At 52.8% G+C, this 19054-nt stretch carries 21 protein-coding genes; 9 read left to right on the forward strand and 12 right to left on the reverse strand.

The genetic code is table 11. The features are described from left to right. The first annotated feature begins 48 nt into the window (after window positions 1-48). A complete protein-coding gene (locus tag FFR93_RS04590; RefSeq protein ID WP_138392194.1) occupies window positions 49-1173 on the forward strand; it encodes a hypothetical protein in 1125 nt (374 codons plus the stop codon). Here the strand turns inward: FFR93_RS04590 and FFR93_RS04595 are convergent. Then, window positions 1148-2215, reverse strand: coding sequence for a hypothetical protein (locus FFR93_RS04595; protein ID WP_138392195.1), 1068 nt, complete (start codon window positions 2213-2215; stop codon window positions 1148-1150). The two genes, FFR93_RS04590 and FFR93_RS04595, sit on opposite strands and share 26 nt — an antisense overlap. A gap of 144 nt (window positions 2216-2359) precedes the next feature. On the opposite strand from FFR93_RS04595, the gene FFR93_RS04600 reads away from it, so the two are divergent. Next, window positions 2360-2647: a hypothetical protein gene (locus FFR93_RS04600; protein WP_138392196.1), complete on the forward strand. Its 288-nt coding sequence runs from the start codon at window positions 2360-2362 to the stop codon at window positions 2645-2647. A gap of 44 nt (window positions 2648-2691) precedes the next feature. Here the strand turns inward: FFR93_RS04600 and FFR93_RS04605 are convergent, their stop codons facing one another. From FFR93_RS04605 to FFR93_RS04630, 6 genes are all read right to left on the reverse strand, one after another. Beyond that, the gene (locus FFR93_RS04605) at window positions 2692-3261 is read right to left on the reverse strand and encodes a hypothetical protein (RefSeq protein ID WP_138392197.1); all 570 of its coding nucleotides are present in this window, start codon (window positions 3259-3261) and stop codon (window positions 2692-2694) included. Next, window positions 3248-4153, reverse strand: coding sequence for a hypothetical protein (locus FFR93_RS41260; protein ID WP_205910726.1), 906 nt, complete (start codon window positions 4151-4153; stop codon window positions 3248-3250). Before FFR93_RS41260 ends, FFR93_RS04605 begins: the two co-directional genes overlap by 14 nt. 128 nt (window positions 4154-4281) lie before the next feature. Beyond that, window positions 4282-5175 carry a metallophosphoesterase gene (locus FFR93_RS04615; RefSeq protein WP_138392198.1) on the reverse strand — a complete coding sequence of 298 codons (894 nt, stop codon included), beginning with the start codon at window positions 5173-5175 and terminating at the stop codon, window positions 4282-4284. Beyond that, complete coding sequence (locus tag FFR93_RS04620) at window positions 5145-5492, reverse strand: hypothetical protein (protein WP_138392199.1); 348 nt, start codon at window positions 5490-5492, stop codon at window positions 5145-5147. Before FFR93_RS04620 ends, FFR93_RS04615 begins: the two co-directional genes overlap by 31 nt. Next, the gene (locus FFR93_RS04625) at window positions 5492-5839 is read right to left on the reverse strand and encodes a hypothetical protein (protein WP_138392200.1); all 348 of its coding nucleotides are present in this window, start codon (window positions 5837-5839) and stop codon (window positions 5492-5494) included. Before FFR93_RS04625 ends, FFR93_RS04620 begins: the two co-directional genes overlap by 1 nt. Window positions 5840-5904: 65 nt before the next feature. Beyond that, window positions 5905-6723 (reverse strand): metallophosphoesterase, encoded by an 819-nt coding sequence (locus FFR93_RS04630; RefSeq protein ID WP_138392201.1) that lies wholly within the window; start codon window positions 6721-6723, stop codon window positions 5905-5907. 121 nt (window positions 6724-6844) lie between these two features. Between FFR93_RS04630 and FFR93_RS04635 the strand changes: the two genes are divergently transcribed. From FFR93_RS04635 to FFR93_RS04645, 3 genes are all read left to right on the forward strand, one after another. Further along, a complete protein-coding gene (locus tag FFR93_RS04635; protein ID WP_138392202.1) occupies window positions 6845-7456 on the forward strand; it encodes a hypothetical protein in 612 nt (203 codons plus the stop codon). After that, entirely contained in the window at window positions 7453-8007 is a 555-nt protein-coding gene (locus FFR93_RS04640) for a hypothetical protein (protein ID WP_138392203.1), read from the forward strand. The genes FFR93_RS04635 and FFR93_RS04640 overlap by 4 nt, the downstream gene beginning before the upstream one ends. A 75-nt stretch (window positions 8008-8082) precedes the next feature. Beyond that, a complete protein-coding gene (locus FFR93_RS04645) occupies window positions 8083-8343 on the forward strand; it encodes a hypothetical protein (protein ID WP_138392204.1) in 261 nt (86 codons plus the stop codon). Here the strand turns inward: FFR93_RS04645 and FFR93_RS04650 are convergent. Beyond that, window positions 8340-8741, reverse strand: coding sequence for a hypothetical protein (locus tag FFR93_RS04650; RefSeq protein ID WP_138392205.1), 402 nt, complete (start codon window positions 8739-8741; stop codon window positions 8340-8342). The genes FFR93_RS04645 and FFR93_RS04650 overlap by 4 nt on opposite strands. A 140-nt stretch (window positions 8742-8881) precedes the next feature. Between FFR93_RS04650 and FFR93_RS04655 the strand changes: the two genes are divergently transcribed. Next, window positions 8882-9433: a hypothetical protein gene (locus FFR93_RS04655; RefSeq protein ID WP_138392206.1), complete on the forward strand. Its 552-nt coding sequence runs from the start codon at window positions 8882-8884 to the stop codon at window positions 9431-9433. On the opposite strand, the gene FFR93_RS04660 is transcribed toward FFR93_RS04655, so the two are convergent. The 3 genes from FFR93_RS04660 to FFR93_RS04670 all read right to left on the reverse strand — a co-directional run bounded on the left by FFR93_RS04660 (window position 9418) and on the right by FFR93_RS04670 (window position 12214). Further along, on the reverse strand, window positions 9418-9921 hold the full coding sequence (locus tag FFR93_RS04660; protein WP_171049077.1) for a DUF1465 family protein: 504 nt from the start codon (window positions 9919-9921) through the stop codon (window positions 9418-9420). The two genes, FFR93_RS04655 and FFR93_RS04660, sit on opposite strands and share 16 nt — an antisense overlap. 108 nt (window positions 9922-10029) lie before the next feature. Continuing rightward, a complete protein-coding gene (locus tag FFR93_RS04665) occupies window positions 10030-11541 on the reverse strand; it encodes a ribonuclease J (protein WP_138392208.1) in 1512 nt (503 codons plus the stop codon). Window positions 11542-11617: 76 nt separating this feature from the next. Continuing rightward, window positions 11618-12214: a hypothetical protein gene (locus FFR93_RS04670; RefSeq protein ID WP_138392209.1), complete on the reverse strand. Its 597-nt coding sequence runs from the start codon at window positions 12212-12214 to the stop codon at window positions 11618-11620. 274 nt (window positions 12215-12488) lie between these two features. Here FFR93_RS04670 and FFR93_RS04675 point away from each other — a divergent pair, with 274 nt between their 5' ends. Beyond that, window positions 12489-14954 carry a hypothetical protein gene (locus tag FFR93_RS04675; RefSeq protein WP_138392210.1) on the forward strand — a complete coding sequence of 822 codons (2466 nt, stop codon included), beginning with the start codon at window positions 12489-12491 and terminating at the stop codon, window positions 14952-14954. Next, on the forward strand, window positions 14955-16934 hold the full coding sequence (locus FFR93_RS04680) for a hypothetical protein (RefSeq protein ID WP_138392211.1): 1980 nt from the start codon (window positions 14955-14957) through the stop codon (window positions 16932-16934). 58 nt (window positions 16935-16992) lie between these two features. On the opposite strand, the gene FFR93_RS04685 is transcribed toward FFR93_RS04680, so the two are convergent. Further along, window positions 16993-17622: a disulfide bond formation protein B gene (locus FFR93_RS04685; RefSeq protein ID WP_246661284.1), complete on the reverse strand. Its 630-nt coding sequence runs from the start codon at window positions 17620-17622 to the stop codon at window positions 16993-16995. Between the two features lie 24 nt (window positions 17623-17646). On the opposite strand from FFR93_RS04685, the gene FFR93_RS04690 reads away from it, so the two are divergent. After that, window positions 17647-18897, forward strand: a complete 1251-nt coding sequence (locus FFR93_RS04690; RefSeq protein WP_171049079.1) for a hypothetical protein — start codon at window positions 17647-17649, stop codon at window positions 18895-18897. Window positions 18898-19054: the final 157 nt, after the last annotated feature.

Here is a 19054-nt window from a genome sequence, read left to right on the forward strand (position 1 = left end):
CTATTCGAAGACCGCCCCGATCCTTAACCGGAAGAAATGAGGTTTATTATGCGCGTCATCATCGATTTCCCGGTCAGAGCTAAAGGGCGGCCTAAAGGCCACTCCGGAACAAAGGTAATCGTCGGCCATCTATCCGAAGAATTTAACCTAGACGCAAATGATGACCCCATGGCCAAGGCCATAGAGTTGAAATCTCAGTACGCGACAATCGAATATCTGCAGAACGGAGATGGCCACTTTTACAAGAAAGTTGGCCACGGACGAGGTCAGCAGGACGCTGTGCGCGACGGACACCATTTTTCCGCCCTTTACAACAGCGAAGGCAACCCATTCATCGACACGATGATGCGAGACATTCGCCAGGAGTTTCGGAATAGGAACGAAGCAGAAATTAACAAGGATTACTTCCCCAAGGCACTGTGCGAACGTAACCGCTATTCACATGACCGGCTCTTGAACCTTGCGACCGCAGTCATCGAACACCTGGAACTAAGGAACGACGAGTTCGCCCGGGCCACAACCCGCGAAGCCGTGTCACAATACATCGTATCACAGGGATCACTCTATCAACGCCTGCCAGAACCAAGTTTCGGTGTATCTCTCAATGACAAAAAGATTGAGATCAAACAGTGGGCATACGGCACCAAAGCAGAATTCGAAAAAGTGTTGCTAAGCGACAAGACTACACTCGCGTTCTTCAACATGTCCGACCTGGAACGCGCACAGGACTTTGCACGGGAACTAGCCGACGAGGTAGGTGGTACTTATGACGGCAACGACAATTTGCCATATACCGTAGAACACTACTCGCCTATCACAAGCTATGCTGATGAACTTACCCTCTATCGATTGGGAAAACAGATCGAGGAAAGCGTGGCAGATAATATGAAGCGCGGAACCACTTCGAGCGTTATCGACAAATTGCTCGACTGGAACAACGAAGCACTTGGCATGCTAAGGGACCTGAGCATTGTGATGAACAGGGGTGACTGGATGACCGAAAGCCCGGCACTAGAGCGGATCATCGGTAACTGTCTTGAATATGATCGTGTAAGCCGGTCCCAAACATTTACGAAGCCAGTTCGAAATAACGAGGGCGTCAGCTTTGACTTTACCCTCGCCTATTCTCAGTGGCAAATGCGCGAATTCAACGCACCGTCATTGCGGAGATAGCAGACGCGGCCTGGACTGACTGGTAATGGGTCATTTCCAGGCTGTTCGCGTACTGCCAGCAACGGAATACCGGCAACGTGACCATCGCGACTTCATTCTTGCGGAACGTCAGTTCGTCGAGGGCGTGATTGACCAGAAAGTCAGCGCTATTACCCGATAACGTGGCGTCGAGTGCCACAAGGTCGATATGGTCGACATTGTAGGACTCGATCTCCGACCTGTTGAACAACAGATCGATGGTATCGGCCGGGCGAAGGTCCTCATTTTGTTCGGCGATCTCGGCCAGGTTATCGCTCATGTCCCCAACAATCCGATGCACTGATTTCAGGAGCGGATTTGCCAGCAACGGGGCAGCAGCCGAGAACTCAAGATGAGAGAACATGTCGAGGATTTCGAAATAGTCGTGGAAAGCCTCGACAAGACCTTCGGGCATCGCCTTACATTCAACCGAGGCAGTTAACGGATCGTGGAAAAGCACATGCTTGACGCGGGCTCGATTGATGAACACAAGCCGACTATCAAGCGTGAAGAATGCGAGATAATCCTCATAGAATTCAGATAGGCCATACCGGTCACGTCGCGCGAAAAGACTGGACGAAACGGCATTGTGGTTGGTTTTCGACAGCGGAAACAGGTGGACGCCGCCATCGCCGTTCAAACGGACCTCCATAAAGCAGGAAAGAGAATCCACGTCGGGATCAACGTTTGACGGATCAAGCAGTTTCGTCGTCTGAACAGGGAGATATTCTTCCTGGTGACGCAAGCGTAGCAAACGCATGTTTGCGCCTGCTGCAACCGCGATCAGATCGAGAACTTGAGGGGCGCAGGCAATCAAAGGATCATAGGATTCGCCATTTGCAGCAGCGATAGCATGAACCTCTTCACGCGAAATCAGCTTCTTCGTGATGAGCGTCTCGACGATGTTGAGTTCTTTTTTCGCCTCCACCGTAACATGGTCGAGGAGCGAAACGAGCCGCCTGGATACGGCGCTGTGATCGACGTGGGCCACCTCCTTTTTTGCGGCGGATTTGTTCGAAGTCATCAGCGTTTTTCCTTTATCGCATTTCCTGTCACCCAAATTTAGGGAACCGGCAAAGGAATACCAGTGAGATCAGCAAAATCATATAATGTTGACATTTTCTCCTGCTCGCGATATTCCAGTCGGCTAACAGAGGAGCAAGGATGAATGAGTGCTGAGATCATCGAGTTTGCCGCCGCCAAGTCTGGAAAACGGGTGTTCGTCTTCCACGAAGCTTGTCCGGTATGCGCAATAATGGTCAAGCCATTCGTCGTGGCCGGTCGAGCAACCAACCGATTTCGTTGCGACGGGACGGGATCGTACATGGAAGTGCATGAGCCATATCACTGGAAATCCGGTGACCATGACGTCGAGATGGGGCCTGTTAAACCGGGATACGATATCCCGCCCGCAATCGAGCGGACGGTAGCGATCTCGGTTCCTGACGTCAGCTAACCCAGATGCCCGCCTCGGGCCATGAAGTGAAGAGGGCCGCCATATTAGCGGCCCTTTTTGCTTTCCAGGAATTTCGCCTTGGCGATTGTGAACCGTGGCTCGGCGAGACCTGTTCCACACGTCCAACGGAAACCGTTGTACTCGCGGGAACTGTATGAACCGATTTCGATCCCGCCAAGGGTAAGGTCCAGACCTTCTTCGGTTGGCACGATTTTGGTCTGAGCAGGTGCCTGCCCCCAAGCCTTGATGAAGTTCTGGGCTGCCAGAGCGAAGGCCATGGCCTTTCCATTCTGGTCATCCTCCGTCGAGTACAGCTCCACCTTCATGAAATATTTCTGATGCAGTTCGTCAACGACAGTTTCGTTACGGAAGCACGGGGTGCAGGCAACGTACTTGTCGGGTGGAAGCTGGCCGAGAAACTGCATTTGCATGAATGATTGCTCAGCCGAGCCGACCAGAACCTGATCGGCAAAGGGATACATCCTGGAACTGTCGGGGCATGTCACCGCAGCAACATCACCCGGCACCGACCACGGAACCTCAATCTGCTTGAAGCCTGCGCATTCGTAATGGAAAACGGCCTTACCGAGGAGCTGCCAATCAACGCCGACCATTGCGAAACGCCCTCTGGGTAATCTGGGAAAACAGTTCAAGATCGGAGCTGGACAAGGGCCGCTGTACAGTCAGATACGATTGCACGGCAGCGAGCAGGTTCGGCAGCTGCCAAAGTGCCGGGAGACGTTCCATATCCGAGAGAGTGAACCCTGGATGATGGTTCTGGATGTAGCCATCAATCGCGCCGCGCATATCCGAAAGCTCGATCAGGGCCATAAGCTTACTCCCCTGCTCCAGCGCTTCACCGAATTCGGCTGCTTCTTCCAGGATTTTGCTGGCCTCACCAAAGACACCCTTAGGAATTTCGCGCAGATGATAGCCAGGCTGCTCGACGGCCAGCAGGTCCGCAATGATGTCCCACAGCCGATCTTCCTCGATCTTAGTCTCGAACGGGCAGAAGTCAGGCGCATTCAGCGGCTTGATGATCCTGGCCACATCTTTAACGATCTCGCCCCGGGTCAAGAAGGTTACGCAGCGCTCCGTGTGGATGCGGTGATAGCGGTCATGCGGGAAATGGTAGACCGAACCAGCAACCATGCTGTAAGTCCCGCCCTTGCGAACGTCACCCACTGCAATTCGACGAGGCGCGATCTCATTACCGGGCTGACACGACTTTTCTATAATTTCGAAAGTGCCGTTTGCGTCTTCGACGAAGGACCACTCTTCATGCGTTGTGGAGCCTACAAGCACGCGGCTTTCGAAGTCATAACGGTGGTCATGCAACTCTTCTTCTGCGCCATAAGCAGGCAAATCTGGGTGCCAGAAATGCATTCGCTCGCGGTCGTTCAGCTTCAGCTGAATAAAGTCGAGGAAGAAGTGCGGTTTAGCACCCGTCGCCCTGAGATAATCGATATCGAGGAATTTCTTGTAATCGCTGTTGAGATTTACCATGCGACAAAAGCCTTTTCATTGGACTTTCAATAACAAAGTTTTCCTTTCCCATGCGCAGCTGTCAACGGCGGTACCGGACCTTGAAACAAGGAATTTCCTATCGCGCTGATTCAGAATAAGGATTTGTCTCAGACGGTATGGACAAGATTCCAGCGGAACCCGTTTCCGCTTTCATGCGCATACCCACCCGGATTACAGGCGACCCTCGTTCCGTGGATGTCGTACTCGTAGCAATCGTGAACATGGCCGTGTAGCCAGAGTGTCGGAGAAAATTGTGCGATCAACCGATCCTGGTCGGACAGGTAACAGTGAGACGTTGGCGTGTACCGATAAAGCGGGTTGGCAGATTTCTCATGAATGGCGAAATGCGTGGCAACGACCGTGGGGCCATCATGTGTACGAGCGAGCATTCGACCTATGTACCGCTTCTGCTCGAAATGGAGCGCCCTTGTGACTTCGGGCGTAACAAAACGGCTGTTGCGCCGGTCGGAATAGATTTTCTTGTAGTCGCTACCCATTCGGGCTCTATGGAGATTATCACCCATCTTCACAGGGCATAATCTGCCATTCTCAACGGCATCGAGTTCAAGGTCCGACCAGAATGTCGCCCCGATGAAGCGAACTCCATCAACAAGAACCGTATCGCCGTCCAGGTAATAGATACCGAGCTTCGCCGCCAGCTTCCTCGCCCGCGCCGAGGTCTCAGTCAGGTCGACGAAATAGAAGTCGTGGTTGCCAGGGACATAGATGACCGGCATGTGTGGTCTGATGACCTTTGCACACCAGGCGAGGCTATCCTCCATCCTATCACTGACATCGCCAACAACGACGGCAATGTCGGCCTTGGGGATAACGCCGTGAGAAAATGCGTCTGCGATTTGCTGTTCACTGAAATGTAGGTCTGAGATATGCCAAATTTCCATGTGAACCGATAGTTCGAGGTCTATGCAGACCAGCAGACCATCGGCAAACGCCAGCAACAAACCAAACGTCAGCGGGCAATCGGCACCTCGGCGACGCATTTGAGCAAATGCACGCCGATGATTTTTCTGTTTGGCCCATCGCTCTGATAATCGGTGCGCAGTTCGTACCGGTGAAGCGACATAACAGCTGGAGAATATTGGCTTCCATACGCACGGCCGAGATAGGCCGTGTACCCTTCGTGATGAAGCGCTACGAGGTTCTTGGAACGATCAACGCCCACGACACGGATCGGACCTTCATCCAGACCGCGACGGTAAACCTTCATCCCGACCTGGAGGACGTCTTCGTGGAAAAGATGGTTCTTGCGCTCACCAGACTTTGGGTCTTCTGTAATGCCAACCAGAAACGTATTCATTATCTGGACTCCTTCCCGGCACCTGCAGAGGGAACGTCGGAGATCGCCACAGGGATAACCATTGACGGCTCGTCTTCAAGTATCAGCTGCGGATCGGCATCTGTCCCCTGGATTTTGAATTCATAAATCAGAAATTCGTCGCCAGCCGTCGATACTTTCTTGATGTTGCCCACCTGAACGGGAAAATACCGGCGAAGCACGATAATGGCCTCGTCCCTGTTGAACTGACCAACGACAAATCTTTCCGAATGATCGCCATCTGGAAAAGCGACAACCTGATCGACAACAAGGACATCGTCGACATGTGTCTCGAACTGCCGATCAATTATTGCTGCCAGAATAGCCATGTTCTCTCCAATGAAGCTCCAAAGGAGAAAATACCCTACCGGCAGTAAATGTCAACATTTAAGGGCTATACCTCGAAGGTGAAATCCCACCGGAAATTACTTGGATTTCTCTGCCCCGAATGCCCCTTGGCATTACAGATGACTCGGGTGTCATCTTCCATGTAATCAAGAAAATGATGCACGTGCCCATGAACCCATGCGGCGGGTTTGCGGCGAGCAATGAGATCGCTCAGGTCACTTGCGAAAGCTGCATTGGTGATTTCTCCTTCGAACGAGGGATGGATCGACCGGCCAAGCGGCGCATGATGCGTCAGAACAACAGTCTTCCCGTCGAACGGCGTCGACAGCACCTCGTCGATGTAAGCTCGGCTTTCCTCGTGGCGGCGAATAAGCTCCTGGATCGTGATAAACCCGGTCTCACCCTCTTGCCGTTCGTCCGACCGATAAATCTCACCGAAATCCGCCAACTCCCTGGGGACGATATGGAAAAGGTCCTTCATCCTTTCTTCAACGCTCTTCTTTGCGTACATGCCTCCGACAGGCAGCCGATAGTCAGTCCACAGGGTCGCGCCGACAAAGCGCACGCCATCGATCACGATCTCATCGTTTTCGAGAAAATGGATTTTGAACGCCCGAGCCAGCAATTTCGACTCCGAATTGGCACGGTCGATGCTCGAACGATAAACGTCGTGATTCCCATGCACCATGACGACGGGCATCTTCTGAGCGATGAGATTCCCGGCCCAATGCATTGCGTTTGCAAACCCCTCCGTAACATCGCCTCCAAGCAGGCACACGTCTGCTTCCGGAATCTGGAAAGGCATCCAAAGATGCATCGCGTCTGTCTGACGCAGGTGTAGGTCCGAGATCGGCCAAATTTTCAAGGTCGTTTCCTTTCAAACCTAAAATGCATTGTTCTCCAAAATATGCAAGAAATTCGGGTTGTGTGGCAGGAAAAAACCTCGCTTAATAATGGGGAATTCCATTCCTTATTGAGACATGAAAATGGCTGGACCCGACAGAGACAGGATTCTGAGAATCGCGGATTTTCTTCCGCATGCGGTTGCTCAAATGGCACCAGAACGCCTTGAAGGGAAGCCCTACGATCAAGATGCATCGCCGGTTCACCTAAGCTGGATGATCGGTAAAGTCCAAGACACGCAAGACATGCCAGACGATAAAGCAGGCCGCTGGTTAGGCTGCGTCTATGGCCTCACCGCCGCACAAAACGCTGTTCCGCGCCATGCTGAACAGGAAATCTGGAAAATCCTGAGCCATTCCCGGGTCGAGATGCCCATCAGTCTTAGCGATGCATACGCCAAGATAGTTCCGGAACTTTCCGTCAGGCTCAAAAGACTTCGTAACAGAGCCGACGTTCCGGCATCCATCCTCAACCTTATGCAATTCGATATCGAGTGGATTGCCGGTGAACATGCGGCCGAGGGACGGCCGTCAGTTCTATGGGCCTCTTTCCAGATCGGCTACATTCAAGGCTACCTCAAAGCCTTTGGCGAGATCGACTTCACGGAAGAAAGGAATCGGACCAGGCCGATCATGCATGCGGCCTACAATGCCGTCGGGATTGCCCCGCCCGCAACTGTCGAGAGGCTTCCATGAGCGTCTGGGATCGTATCGATCCGATCCGCTTCGCAAACCAGTGGAGCTTCAACGGTCGATACTATGTCTGGGTCAGCTTCTTCCACGGCTTGGCATTGTTGACCGGCAGAGATGTGGCCGCTCACGATGCGTTCCAGGGGCGCGTCTATCATACTAACATATTCGGGCCGCAAGGGGCGCTTTATCACGGCATTGCAAAGCTCGACCCTACCGAGGCCGAGGAAAGGCTCCGCTTCGGTGAAAAGGCGATGGCCCAGTTGCGCGTTAACGAAGTCCGGTACTTGTTCAAGGCTGCGACCTCCTGGAAGTCGGCCGGATTGCTTATCGGATACTGCATCATGGTCGGAACACTCGCTGCCATCACCTATGGGATCGGCACCGGCGAGACAGAGATCGCATACGGCAGCTTTCCCTGTCTGTTTCTGCCGTTCATCTCCGGCAGCCTTGGCAAAAGGCTCGTCCGGCGATTGTGGAATAATAAGCGCGCCACGATGGGTTCGTTCATTCACGCCCTGCCCTGGATGACAGTATCCACACCTCAGTCCCGCTAAAAACCGGACAGGCCTTCCTAAAATCGCAATCGGTGCTTATCTCTTGAAACAAGTGAGAAGCACCGGATCAGGCGTATGGAAGTCGAAACGAGCAAGAAAGAACCGGACAGCATTGCCGAACGATCAAGGCGGCACCGCGCACGCCGCAAGGTTGTCGAGAGCCAGATGGCCGTCGCCATCGCAAAACTCGTCTTAGGCCAGCATCTCGGTGACCATCAACTGGTCCTGAAAGAGTATCTCGGCAAGTTCACTGCCCCGGACGCCCTGCCCGACGATCTGCAGACAATGATCGACCGGGCAATTGACCGATTAGGCTCGGCGCGGGCCAGATTTTAGGGGACCCGGCTTAAGTTGTCGGTAGCGCCCGACGTGTTGCCGACATCATGGGCAAAAGTCTCAGCGATGTTCTGACACAGCGTTTTGTAGCGCGCTTCAAGCGCCGCCATCCCTTCAGTCTGGATAATCACGTTTTTTTCATTTAAAGCGAGAACAATCGCCTTCTGCCGCGCCTCTTCGTCCATCCCAATGTTTGCAGCTCTAACCTCGTATTCGTCTTTTATGAAAGCGAGACCAGCGGCTAGATCAGCTGGAATTTCTTTTTCACCGTCGAGCCCTGCCCGCACGTATGCGAACGTCAAGCAATGGCCGATATTCTCGACTTCCTGCTGATCGTTCCCGAAGACAGATGAGCCGAACGAGCATGCCATAAGGGCGATTGCGAAAAACTTCTTCATCGAGAATTCCCGTTTGTCCCAATATTTCCACTTGTTTCCAGCGATTGCTGATGCGACAAGGAAATATGGCCTAAATGATATTGCCATGCTTATCGTAGCTGATGCAGAATTGAAGGCAAGGATTGAAAGGACGAATTCCTATGACCACCACGAAGGAGATCATTTACGATTCGAAGGCGGACGCCGCATTGTTCGCTGAATCGCTTCGGTCGTGGGCCAAGCTAGGGTTTTGGCGTGGTTTTGCCGGAGTTAGAAGCGAGATCATTCCTGGCGGTAAAATAACATTGCCCTCGGTAGCATTTCATAAGAAAGCAACGGAAATCCTTGAACTCAATTCACCGGATGCCGAGGAACTGAAAAGGCGCGAATATTATATCGACGAAGTGATGGCTATGCTGTCCTTGCACCAGCAACATTATATCGACCAGCATTACAAACGCTCCATTCTCGGGCATATCGTCGATGTGATTGTCGGTCTGGTCATGGTCGCTTTGATGGGTGGATTGTTTTACACCTATGGGCCGTTTCATCCCGTGCCATTGTCACTGGTCGGATTGATGGGCGTAAAACTGATCTTCCTCTTCGTATCCGTTCGACGAATGATCAAAATCGCCCAGAACACCTTCACGTCGAAAGCGGCGATGATCCGCATCCCATGGGACGCGGAAACGCCAGATCAGGCAAAGGCCTGACGAAGAGCCTCAAGACTGTTGTGAACCATATTCTCGACCGGCACCGGCTCGATCTGCTGCTTGGTCAAGCCTTCATGAACCCAGAACAGTCGCGACCGAACACGGTTTGCAGCCTCGCATAGATCGACAAAACCTTTGGGCAATTCGGAAATAGCAGCGAGATTATTCTCGACGGACGCGCTAACCCGGGATTCGACAATCTTAGTCAGCGCCTCATCCAAATCCAGCTTGCGCTCGGCGACGTCACGCAAAACGAGCGCATGACCAGCAATCTGCATGAGCTGGGTGGTAAGCTGCATGGACGTCTTCGAATAGAGCATTTCCTGCGTGCGGTTCAGCACTCTGCGCTCGATCCGGCCCTGGGTATCGAGATAATTAGCCGTCGCTTCAACGACAGCCATAACTTCCCGATAGAGTTCCATGAATTTGTGGGTGTCGAGATAGCGGCGAGCAAGGGTGGTCGGAGCGAACTGCGCATGCATTGTCATGTGAGATTTCCTTTTGGTCTGATCCCACATTTACACCAGTAATTTGAGCTGACAATTCCTTAGTTAAAATAGAGTTAATTCGTGCAATTCCTTCCGAGCGAAAGGTTGTCAGATTGCAACCGCCAAGGAGATAGGATTGAGAATGGACTGTCGAATTTCTTCAGTCCAAGGGCCAAATTCCGGCGGATCACCTTCTGGAACCGCATACTGGCAGATCAGGTCGACCGGTACGACCGCCAGTTCCCTGACGCCAGCGGCTGTCACCTGGAGCACCGAACCCGGCTTGGGAATGAATGATTGCGCCCCGCAATCGTCGGCCAACGCCGCATGATCGGCAAGCTGCACAGGACCACCGTGAACCGGGATCGCATATGTCGGCTTGATGAGGTCATACATTTCGATCATCTCATCTGCCGAGCCATGACCGGTCGCATGAAGGGGAAGCCCACCGAATTCGCGCTCCAGCACGATGGCCCCCTGCTCTCGACATTTGTCGAGAATGTCACCGATCAAATGCTCATTACCAGGGATCGCGCGGGCGGAATGGACGATAACATCACCTGGGGCGAGCTTCGGGAACTTGTCCGCCTCTCCTCGCGCGATCTTGGAAAGCCCTGCGGAGGCCTCTCCCTGTGTTCCGGTGCACAAGATCACTCTCTGGTAGCCGTCAACGTGCTTCAGTTCCCAGAACCGTATGGGTGTATCACAGTCATCCAGCATACCGAGAGAACGGGCAATCCGCTCATTCTTCTCCATGGACCGACCGACCAGGCCCACGTACCGGCCGGTCATCTGTGCGGCTTTCATGATGGTGGCCATTCGAGCCACGTTGCTGGCAAAGCAGGAGATGACGATAGTGCCTCTGTGAGAAGCCATCACCGAGCGAAAGCCGTCTAGCAACGAGCCTTCGGACGTTGTCTTTCCGATTCGGGCAGCATTGGTACTGTCTGAAACCATGGCAAGCACGCCTTGACGGCCTATCTCTGCCAAACGTGTCTTGTCGGTGGGGTTGCCAAGCACCGGATCAGGATCAAACTTCCAATCACCAGTATGGAAAACGTTGCCAATGGTAGTGCGGAACAGGAGCCCCACGCACTGGACCGTTGAATGTGTAATCGGAACAGTCTCGACCTCGAACGGTCCTACGGAAATCGTGTCGCCAGGATCGAAGCGATGCAATCGGACCTGACCACGTGTGCCGACCTCTTTAAAACGTTCGGAGAGGACTTCCGCTGCATAGGGTGTCGCATAGATAGGGCAATTGATACGGGGCCAAACACGATGGACGGCCCCGATATGGTCTTCATGCGCGTGGGTGATAATGAGCCCATCAAGGTAGGGCATGATGGGATCGAGGATTTCCGGATTGGGGAAGATCGCCTCGACTGAAGCGATGCCGCCGGAGAAAGATATTCCGGCATCGACGAGAACCCATCGGCCTGCGTGACCGTAGAGCGTCCAGTTCATCCCGATTTCGGCAACGCCGCCTATCGGACAAACAAGAATTTCGTCATTTTGGGGGAAAGGAAAGCGATCTTTGTTATCGCCGGTTTTGTTTCTGATAATCGATGAAACATTCGAGGAAGCCGGATTGCTTCCATACCTAACTTCTTTGTTCATGCGCCAGTTGTCGCAAATTCTGACGGCTATGTCAAGGAATGCGACATTCAGTGCCGGATGGGCATAATTTTTAACTTCAAAAGCTCAGCATGCGGTCGGAAGCAGGAAGTGAAATTCGAGCAATCCGACTGCCTTTATCAAGGTATGCGGCCTGATCAAAAAGTGGCCCCTCGACATAGTCTCCTCGGCTGACCTCTGTCCGTTCACTGGTTACGCCAGATTGGATTAGTTCGAGCATCCAGGGTTCGATATGACGAGCCCTGAGCGTGAAATTGCTCTCCCGGATGAAAAGCGCCACCGGCACCGGCGCGTCCCCGGTCACTTCCCGGAAGAAGGACATCCGTGAGCGACCTTCGTGCCCTTTAACCTGTGCGGTACGCGTCTCCTCGTTGATGTTGATATCTAGGAAGGGTGTGCCAAACAGCGTTTCCTGCCCTGTCTTCAGGAAGTTGACTGTTTTTGTGAACCCGCCCAGGGATGGAACAAGGCTCAAATACTGCGAGGGCTTCATCAGGATAAGTGCGCCCATGTAACCGATGTTGTCAACATTCGGAACGCTCCCAAGTCCTTCACGATTGCAAAACTGCAGCCCGGCTATCTCATAACGTGACCGCTTGAGAAGCTGGGGATTGATCTCACCATCGATCAAGGCTGGGATGAATTGTTCGCTCATAGTCAACTCCTAATCGCATCGATGAGACAAAACAATAGCGCATCTCACAAATCTGAGAATGGCTCATGCAGCGGCAAAGATTTTTCAAAGAAATTCCTTGCCAGAAAAAACATCGCGGTCATCATATTCGTCAACAGAATAGGAGTTATAGATGCCGACCCTCCAAGACGTCCGTGAATATGTCGTGTCTGCCGCACAATGCCAGTACACTCCGTCGATGGGTAAAATCATACCATGGACGTGGAGAGATGAGACGCGTGGGACTTTCAGGTCCTTGAACGATCATGAATACGACATAGGAAGTGGGGGCTTCGCAGACTGGCACGGGAGCATTCTAAGGTTTCCAAATGAGATCGAGCGATCTTCTGAAGAAACCGAGACTCTTTTGCCTGCTCTTGAAGCTCTCAAGAGGAAATATCAAGCCCTGAAGGCATCGGACACCTATGTAGCTGCCGCACGCTTGGAAAACGAGCTGCTGTTGGTCAACAAGACAGGTGCCAGACATAAGGGCAGATTCAAGGAATTCCTTCAACCGGTCGGCGTTACTGATCTAAACGTCGGCAACAGCAGCCTAGCACTCCATGACAAAGAGATTCCGGCAGGCGCGATCACACTCGTCATGACGGTATCTTCCGACAAGTCCTTGAACTTGGCCCACGCATCCATCAACGCATCCGATTTCGCGACCCAAGCCGTTTTCAAAGAGGTTATGAATTTCTTTGAAAATTGCTTGCTGCGTAAGCCGCGATCAATCTTGTGGGACGAGAAACAGAGCCAAAATCTAATCCTATCTGTCAGCATTTGGGAAGGTTTCATCAAGTTCCATAACGCCGACCAGACCTTCAATCACATCATGATTGAAACCGACGATGCGACATTCGCCAACCATCTCAGGCTGAGTGCGCTTCTCGGTTCATCTGCTATCGAACGGGCTGTCCACCTGCAGGTCGATGATCTTCTTAGGAAGTTTGAACAGGCCGATATCATTGCTACGCCTGAACAAAGGAAGACTATCGCCGACCTTATAAGCAGAGGACGTCCAACCACAGGCCCACAGCGCCGTCCGGAACCAGCTGCAGCAAACAGCCTTTACGATGCGGAGGTCTTGCGACTTGCGCTCACGGATTTTGCGTTGCTTAACGGAATAGACGAACTGAAGCTTCCAGAAAACAATGACGAACCGCGCATAGCTGCATGGAAACCGAACACGAACATCACATTACCGCGCGAAGAAGCGAATGCCATGATCGATTCCCATACGGCTGAGCGTCCGTTCTGGTACGGCCGTTTTTGGAGCGAGCAGGATGTCGAGTTCAAACTTAAGCGCGAATCCATTGGCTGCGCCGCTGCATGCATCAAACGCATCAACAGCCTCCCCTATGACGAAGTCATCAACGCAACGATTGCGTTTCAGCCCAAGGCGGAGCCGCTCCTCAGGCGCTGGCGAGAAATCTGGGACCGCAGCTTCCCAGGGTGGCAATCTCTGCCGAAGTGGCACTTCGACAAGTCGGAAAAGCCAACGACCGAACACTTCGTTTATGACATCGACAGGGCGTTCAACTGGGCCTCGAATAAATCGGTCTCAATGGCAGAGGGTATCGCTGTCTTTGACAATTGGATCGAAGACGTATCCGATGACAAGCGAGACTACAGGCTTCACGTCATCGATGATGCAGATGCCGTTTGCGCGATGGTGCACCTTGCCCCTGGCGCAGGCTTCTTCAACGCATTGAGCGTTATCATCCAATACATCGGAACCGACGGCGAAGGTTACCCAATCTTCAAGGAGGCAGAGGAAGCAGGCAAGCGGGTCAGAGACCGCCTGGACAGCTGCCCTGACTACTGGAACTGGCCGTTCTACAAGAAATATCTCGGCAGACGCGGTGTAGTAACGAAAGAGGGCAAGCATACTGCAGCAGTCCTCGCAGACATGGCATTGCAGGGTTATAGCCATGCCTTCCTCAAGGGCGTCGCGCAAAAGTCAGGAACCTGGACAGTCAATCTCGGTGGCGTAACAAACCTAGAGACCGCACAGCAGCGCCTAGCCGGAACCCTCGAAAGAGATCACGTGAACGAACCGATGTATGTGCAGGAACACGTCCCGTTCACGCATGAGCAGCGATATTACATTCAGGGCGGCCGGATGTTCGCGTCCGCGTGCTCGGACCGCAACTTCTCTGCAATGAACTCTAATGGAAAGCGTCTCGACAGCCGGGTGGCAGTGCTCAAGCGGCCTTCGGTTGACGCTGGCTACTACGACCGAGGCCAAACCGAAAATCTGGAAGATCGCAAGACCTCAGCCATGTTCGCGCGTCAGGTTCGTAAGATCGTTGCCGAGTTGAGAGAGTACGGTTTGCAGGACTACAGCATTGATATGGGGCTGACCGAGCGCGGCATGATTTCGGTGGAAGTGAATACCTTGCACATGGCCGGGCCATACAACATGCGCCGGGAACTCTATACCAAGCAGTTCGAGCGAACCCGGAAGAGAGCGAACGATCTCCTTGCAAAGAAGGCATGCGAGATTATCAGGTCGAGCCAGCTTCCGGAGCACATCCAGCAGAAGGCTGTCGCAATTGCCATGGCGTCCGACAACCTGGTGCAGTTGTCGCTCACATTCGCGGACGCACCGAATAGTCGGCGCGCGAGCGAGGAGATGAAGATCGCGATGCTCATCCTGCTGCTTGCGATAATTAGCACAGCCAATCACGAAAATCAGACAATGACAGAGGCCGCTTAAATGTTAGTCGATGACGCACTCAAGAATACAGTTCGCCACCACCTTGCAAACTGGAAAACCCTGCGCGGGGTCACGCCGTTCTATTCAAAGATGTTCTGGCCTCCGGTAGATGCTGATCCTGCGCCAGAGGAGGTGAAAGAGGAAAAATTCACCGCTTTTCCTTCGGTCCAGCTTGATGTGGCTGATATGTTCACCGAAGAGGAATTAATGCGAGCGCAAGAAGAATACCCACAGTATTCAGCGATCATTGCTGCCACGAAGAGTCTTTACAGGCATGCCAAGCCGTTTCAAGCAAGGGAGGCAAGGGAGAGTTATGCGAGACCAAACGGCAACGCGACCTTCGACCTGCTCAAGAAGGCTTACGAACTGGAGGCCAAAACAGCAGCGCCGTCGTGGACGCCACTTGAGATCGCGAAAATCGCGCTCAAAATGAAGGAATTTTCAGACGTTCTTAGTGGCCAGCTTTTGATCCAAATCTCGCAAGGGATGACCTTAGCATACAAGGATGGGGAAATTGGTTCCTATCGGCATGGAAACCGCCTGATGCGCGGAAATCTCCAAAAGGCACTCCATGTCATCGCGAAGCATGCATTGCCTCCGGCCTGCATCCGGAAGGAGCATGACTTCGCAGCCATAGCGGCTGACATCGCGTCACAAGGATATGATGCCGTTTTCGTATATGATGAGCTGGAGAACGGCCATTGCGTGACTGGTCTAGAACCGATCAAGTCAATTCGGGAAATGGAAAAGCACCTGGGTAGTTCCCTGCCCGTCAAAGTGATGGAGGCTATCCAGGGAACGCGTAATCGTTGGTCTCAACGAAGCGTCATACGCCCGTTCGTACGAGTAGAACACGGGGTACGGGTATTTGTCGTGAGTGGCGTGATCGTTGCCGCGACGGCTCAAACGGCAATCGCCGAACCAGGACAGCAGACGCAACCCTTCGTCGAAGAGATTGGGAATTCGCTCTCGGAGGGGCACACAGGACCTTACAAAACACAATTCCAGGAATGTTCTATTCAACCGGTGCTGTTCAAGAAATTCATGGAGAAGGCGAACGAAGTGGCGGCCAATCTCAAGAAAATCGGCGAAAATCATTACGCCATGGATTTGCTGCTCGACGCCAAAGGCAACTACGTCATCGATATCTTTGATCTGGCAACTGCGGACTATTTCGCTCTTTCACCAGCAATCGTGGCTGATGCTATCCAGAAGTCGGCGATCCGGGATATGACTTCGGGGGTATCCGTCGCTCAAAAGTTCGATGCTCATGAACTCGCCGCGCTCGGTTCATTGTGCATGCGCATGCAGCATTGCCGCATTTTGAAGTATACGGAGGATACCGAACACAATAAGCAAAGACACGACATATTTGGCGACACTGAGGATTTCTCATCAATCGTTGAGAATACCGCGAAAATCCGCGAGTTGCTTCAGGCGGATGGGGAAACTACACAAAGCGAGCGGAATGCCGACGAAGACTGGCTGGCCGAACACCTTGGCATTTCGGAAAACAAGCGTAAGGAATACGACTTGAAGGGTTTTGCTGAAGCCGTTCGAAAAGATTTCTGTGAGCGCTTCCCCGGCACCGTCGATGACTTATGGAACAGCAAGGACCTCTTCCATCTCGTACCGATCTTGGATGCCGCGCTATGGTTCAAGAAAAAGCAACAGCAAACCTGGCGGTACTGCACGTCGAACGAATGTGACAAATACGTCACCGTCAGGCCGATTGACTCGGCACCGAGCCGATCCGAGCGACGTTCCGCTCCGAAAATGGTTGATCCGTTCGCGCGTAGCGTGACTGAGCGATATCGCGATAGTTCGCTTGGACTGTATAATGCGGATGCTCATTACAGCGGGTTCATGCAAATCCCGGATTATGACCCTCCTTCTGAAGCCGAGTCTGCCGATGTTGCCCCAGGTGAAGACGACGTCGCAGACTTTTTCCTCACGCTGCTCGAAGAAGACAAAAGCTAAGCAAAGAAAAAGGGGCCATTACGAAATGGCCCCTTTTCAATTCAGGTGATTACTGATCTTAGCCTTTTAGATCACGCAAGATTGCATCCGCAGTCTGTTTGGCAGACCAGAGAAGCAGACCGATGGTCATGCACAGAGCCACAACATTCCAGCCAGCCAGCGAAAGACCGCCAAAGACCAGCGCAGGCTTGGTGCAATCGATGACCGGGGTCGCCTTCAGTTGCGCAATATAGGCGTCAAGGCTGTTCGCCACTTCTGCTGTCGATCCGCAGGTCTGCGGACCCGCCCAGAAATGCCACTCGGCACCGGCATGAAAGACGGCGGTATCGAGCCCCCATGCGAAGAGAACAACAGAAACGACTGTCAGCAGAAGGGAGAGAGCCGTCGCCATGTTGTTCCGGAAGGCCTTGAGGGCAATCGCCAGGAAAACGAGCGGCAGAGCGATGTAATAAGGCGTCCTCTGCTCAAGACAGAGGACGCAAGGCTGATAGCCCCACACGTGTTGCAGAAGCAGGGCACCTGAAATCGCCGATACCGAAACGGCGAAGGCCGCATTGAGGGGTGAAAGAAGTCGTTTGATGGCCATGGATAATCTCATAGGCGTGGAATTCTCCATATGTTGACTGCTTTCAAAGGAGTTCGCAACGATATTGCCGTTGCTCCTTGCTGACTTATTTTTGACGATCATGAAGACCACGCAAGAGGAACACCTATGAGCATCAGTGCAGAGCAGCAGATTCTGGAGATCGTCCAGAAGTATGGTGATGACACACCTTACTGGAGGTTCGTCGAGAACTTCAAAAACACCGTCGGTTTCCAAGACTCGGGAAGCAATGAAGACAAGAACGCGGCACTCCTTCAGGAATGTGCAAGGCAGTACGAATATATCAGGACTGCTCATCCCGAATATTTCCGGGACCTGACAGAGCGTAAGGGAGACGAACTCAGCGTTCTAGCGGGCATCGTTGATTGGGCCGTGGTTAAGGACCTGCCGATGATGCACTTCGCTGGTTTCAGTTCGAAGAACTTCGCTGCTGCAGTTCAAACGAAACGCGATGAACGTAGCGGCGAATATCCCATCGACGTCACCAGCACCGAGGCCGCCACCCCCGTGTCACCAGTTGCCGAGGCTGAAGAGCCGGTCATTGGGGGCGAAAAGCATCCTGCAAGCGAACCGCCAAAAGCGACCTATACGCTCGAAGCTCTGATCGAACGTGCGACCAAAAACTACCAGAGTAAGCTCGGTCAGATCATCCGTGTCACGGAATACGCAAACGTATCCGGTTATTTCCAGGGCACACGGGACGCAAGCAATGGTCAAAGATATGACCTGGCTCTTGTCATCGAGACGCCAGAAAAGGAACTTGCCATAGGAGACCTGGATGAAAACAGTATGCCGTATGTTCGCGGCACATGGAGCCTCAAGTTTCTGACCGGACCACTTGCAGAACAAACCGGGTTCGTTCATTCACCGTTACTGCATTCAGACGGCTCTTTTTGTGGTGACATGATGCTTACAGGCAAAACCATCGAAGACATGGGATACGAAAGCCTGTCTCACCAGGACCTCGTCACGCTCGCATGGAGAGATGCCCAGGCGATCAGCCAGAAGCAGGTCTACATCAAATCGTGCTGCGGATATTTCGGTGATACCGACCAGCAACACTATATCCAATTGGACCCGCCCGCGCTCGTGACGGGCGATCCCATTTCCATCGACCAGTTCCGGATCGATTCTGACCGCGCGAAATATCAAATCAGAGATTTCGACAAGGGCAATGATGTCATCGACTGGGATTTCGATTTCACATCCGATGATCCGCGCCTGGAACCGTATCGCTCGCTTTGGGCGGGACCAGCGAGCTACTACCAGAGCGGAAAAATGGACGCAAATGAGATCGTCGTCGGATATGATCCAGAACAAGACCTGGATAAAGAACCCACCATTTCTACGATGAGATAACGAGCGCCCTCAAATAGCGCGCGCACCAAACTGCGGCGGAAGGAATTCCGCCGCAGTTTTTGTTTTCGTAGCTTTTGCAAAGGAATTCATCGCAAAATGCGTTGACAGAAAAAGAAATTTAAACCGATAATTCCTCACCGAAAACATGAACTGAGGA

The organism is Rhizobium sp. MHM7A, assembly GCF_005862215.1.
GTDB lineage: Bacteria > Pseudomonadota > Alphaproteobacteria > Rhizobiales > Rhizobiaceae > Rhizobium > Rhizobium bangladeshense.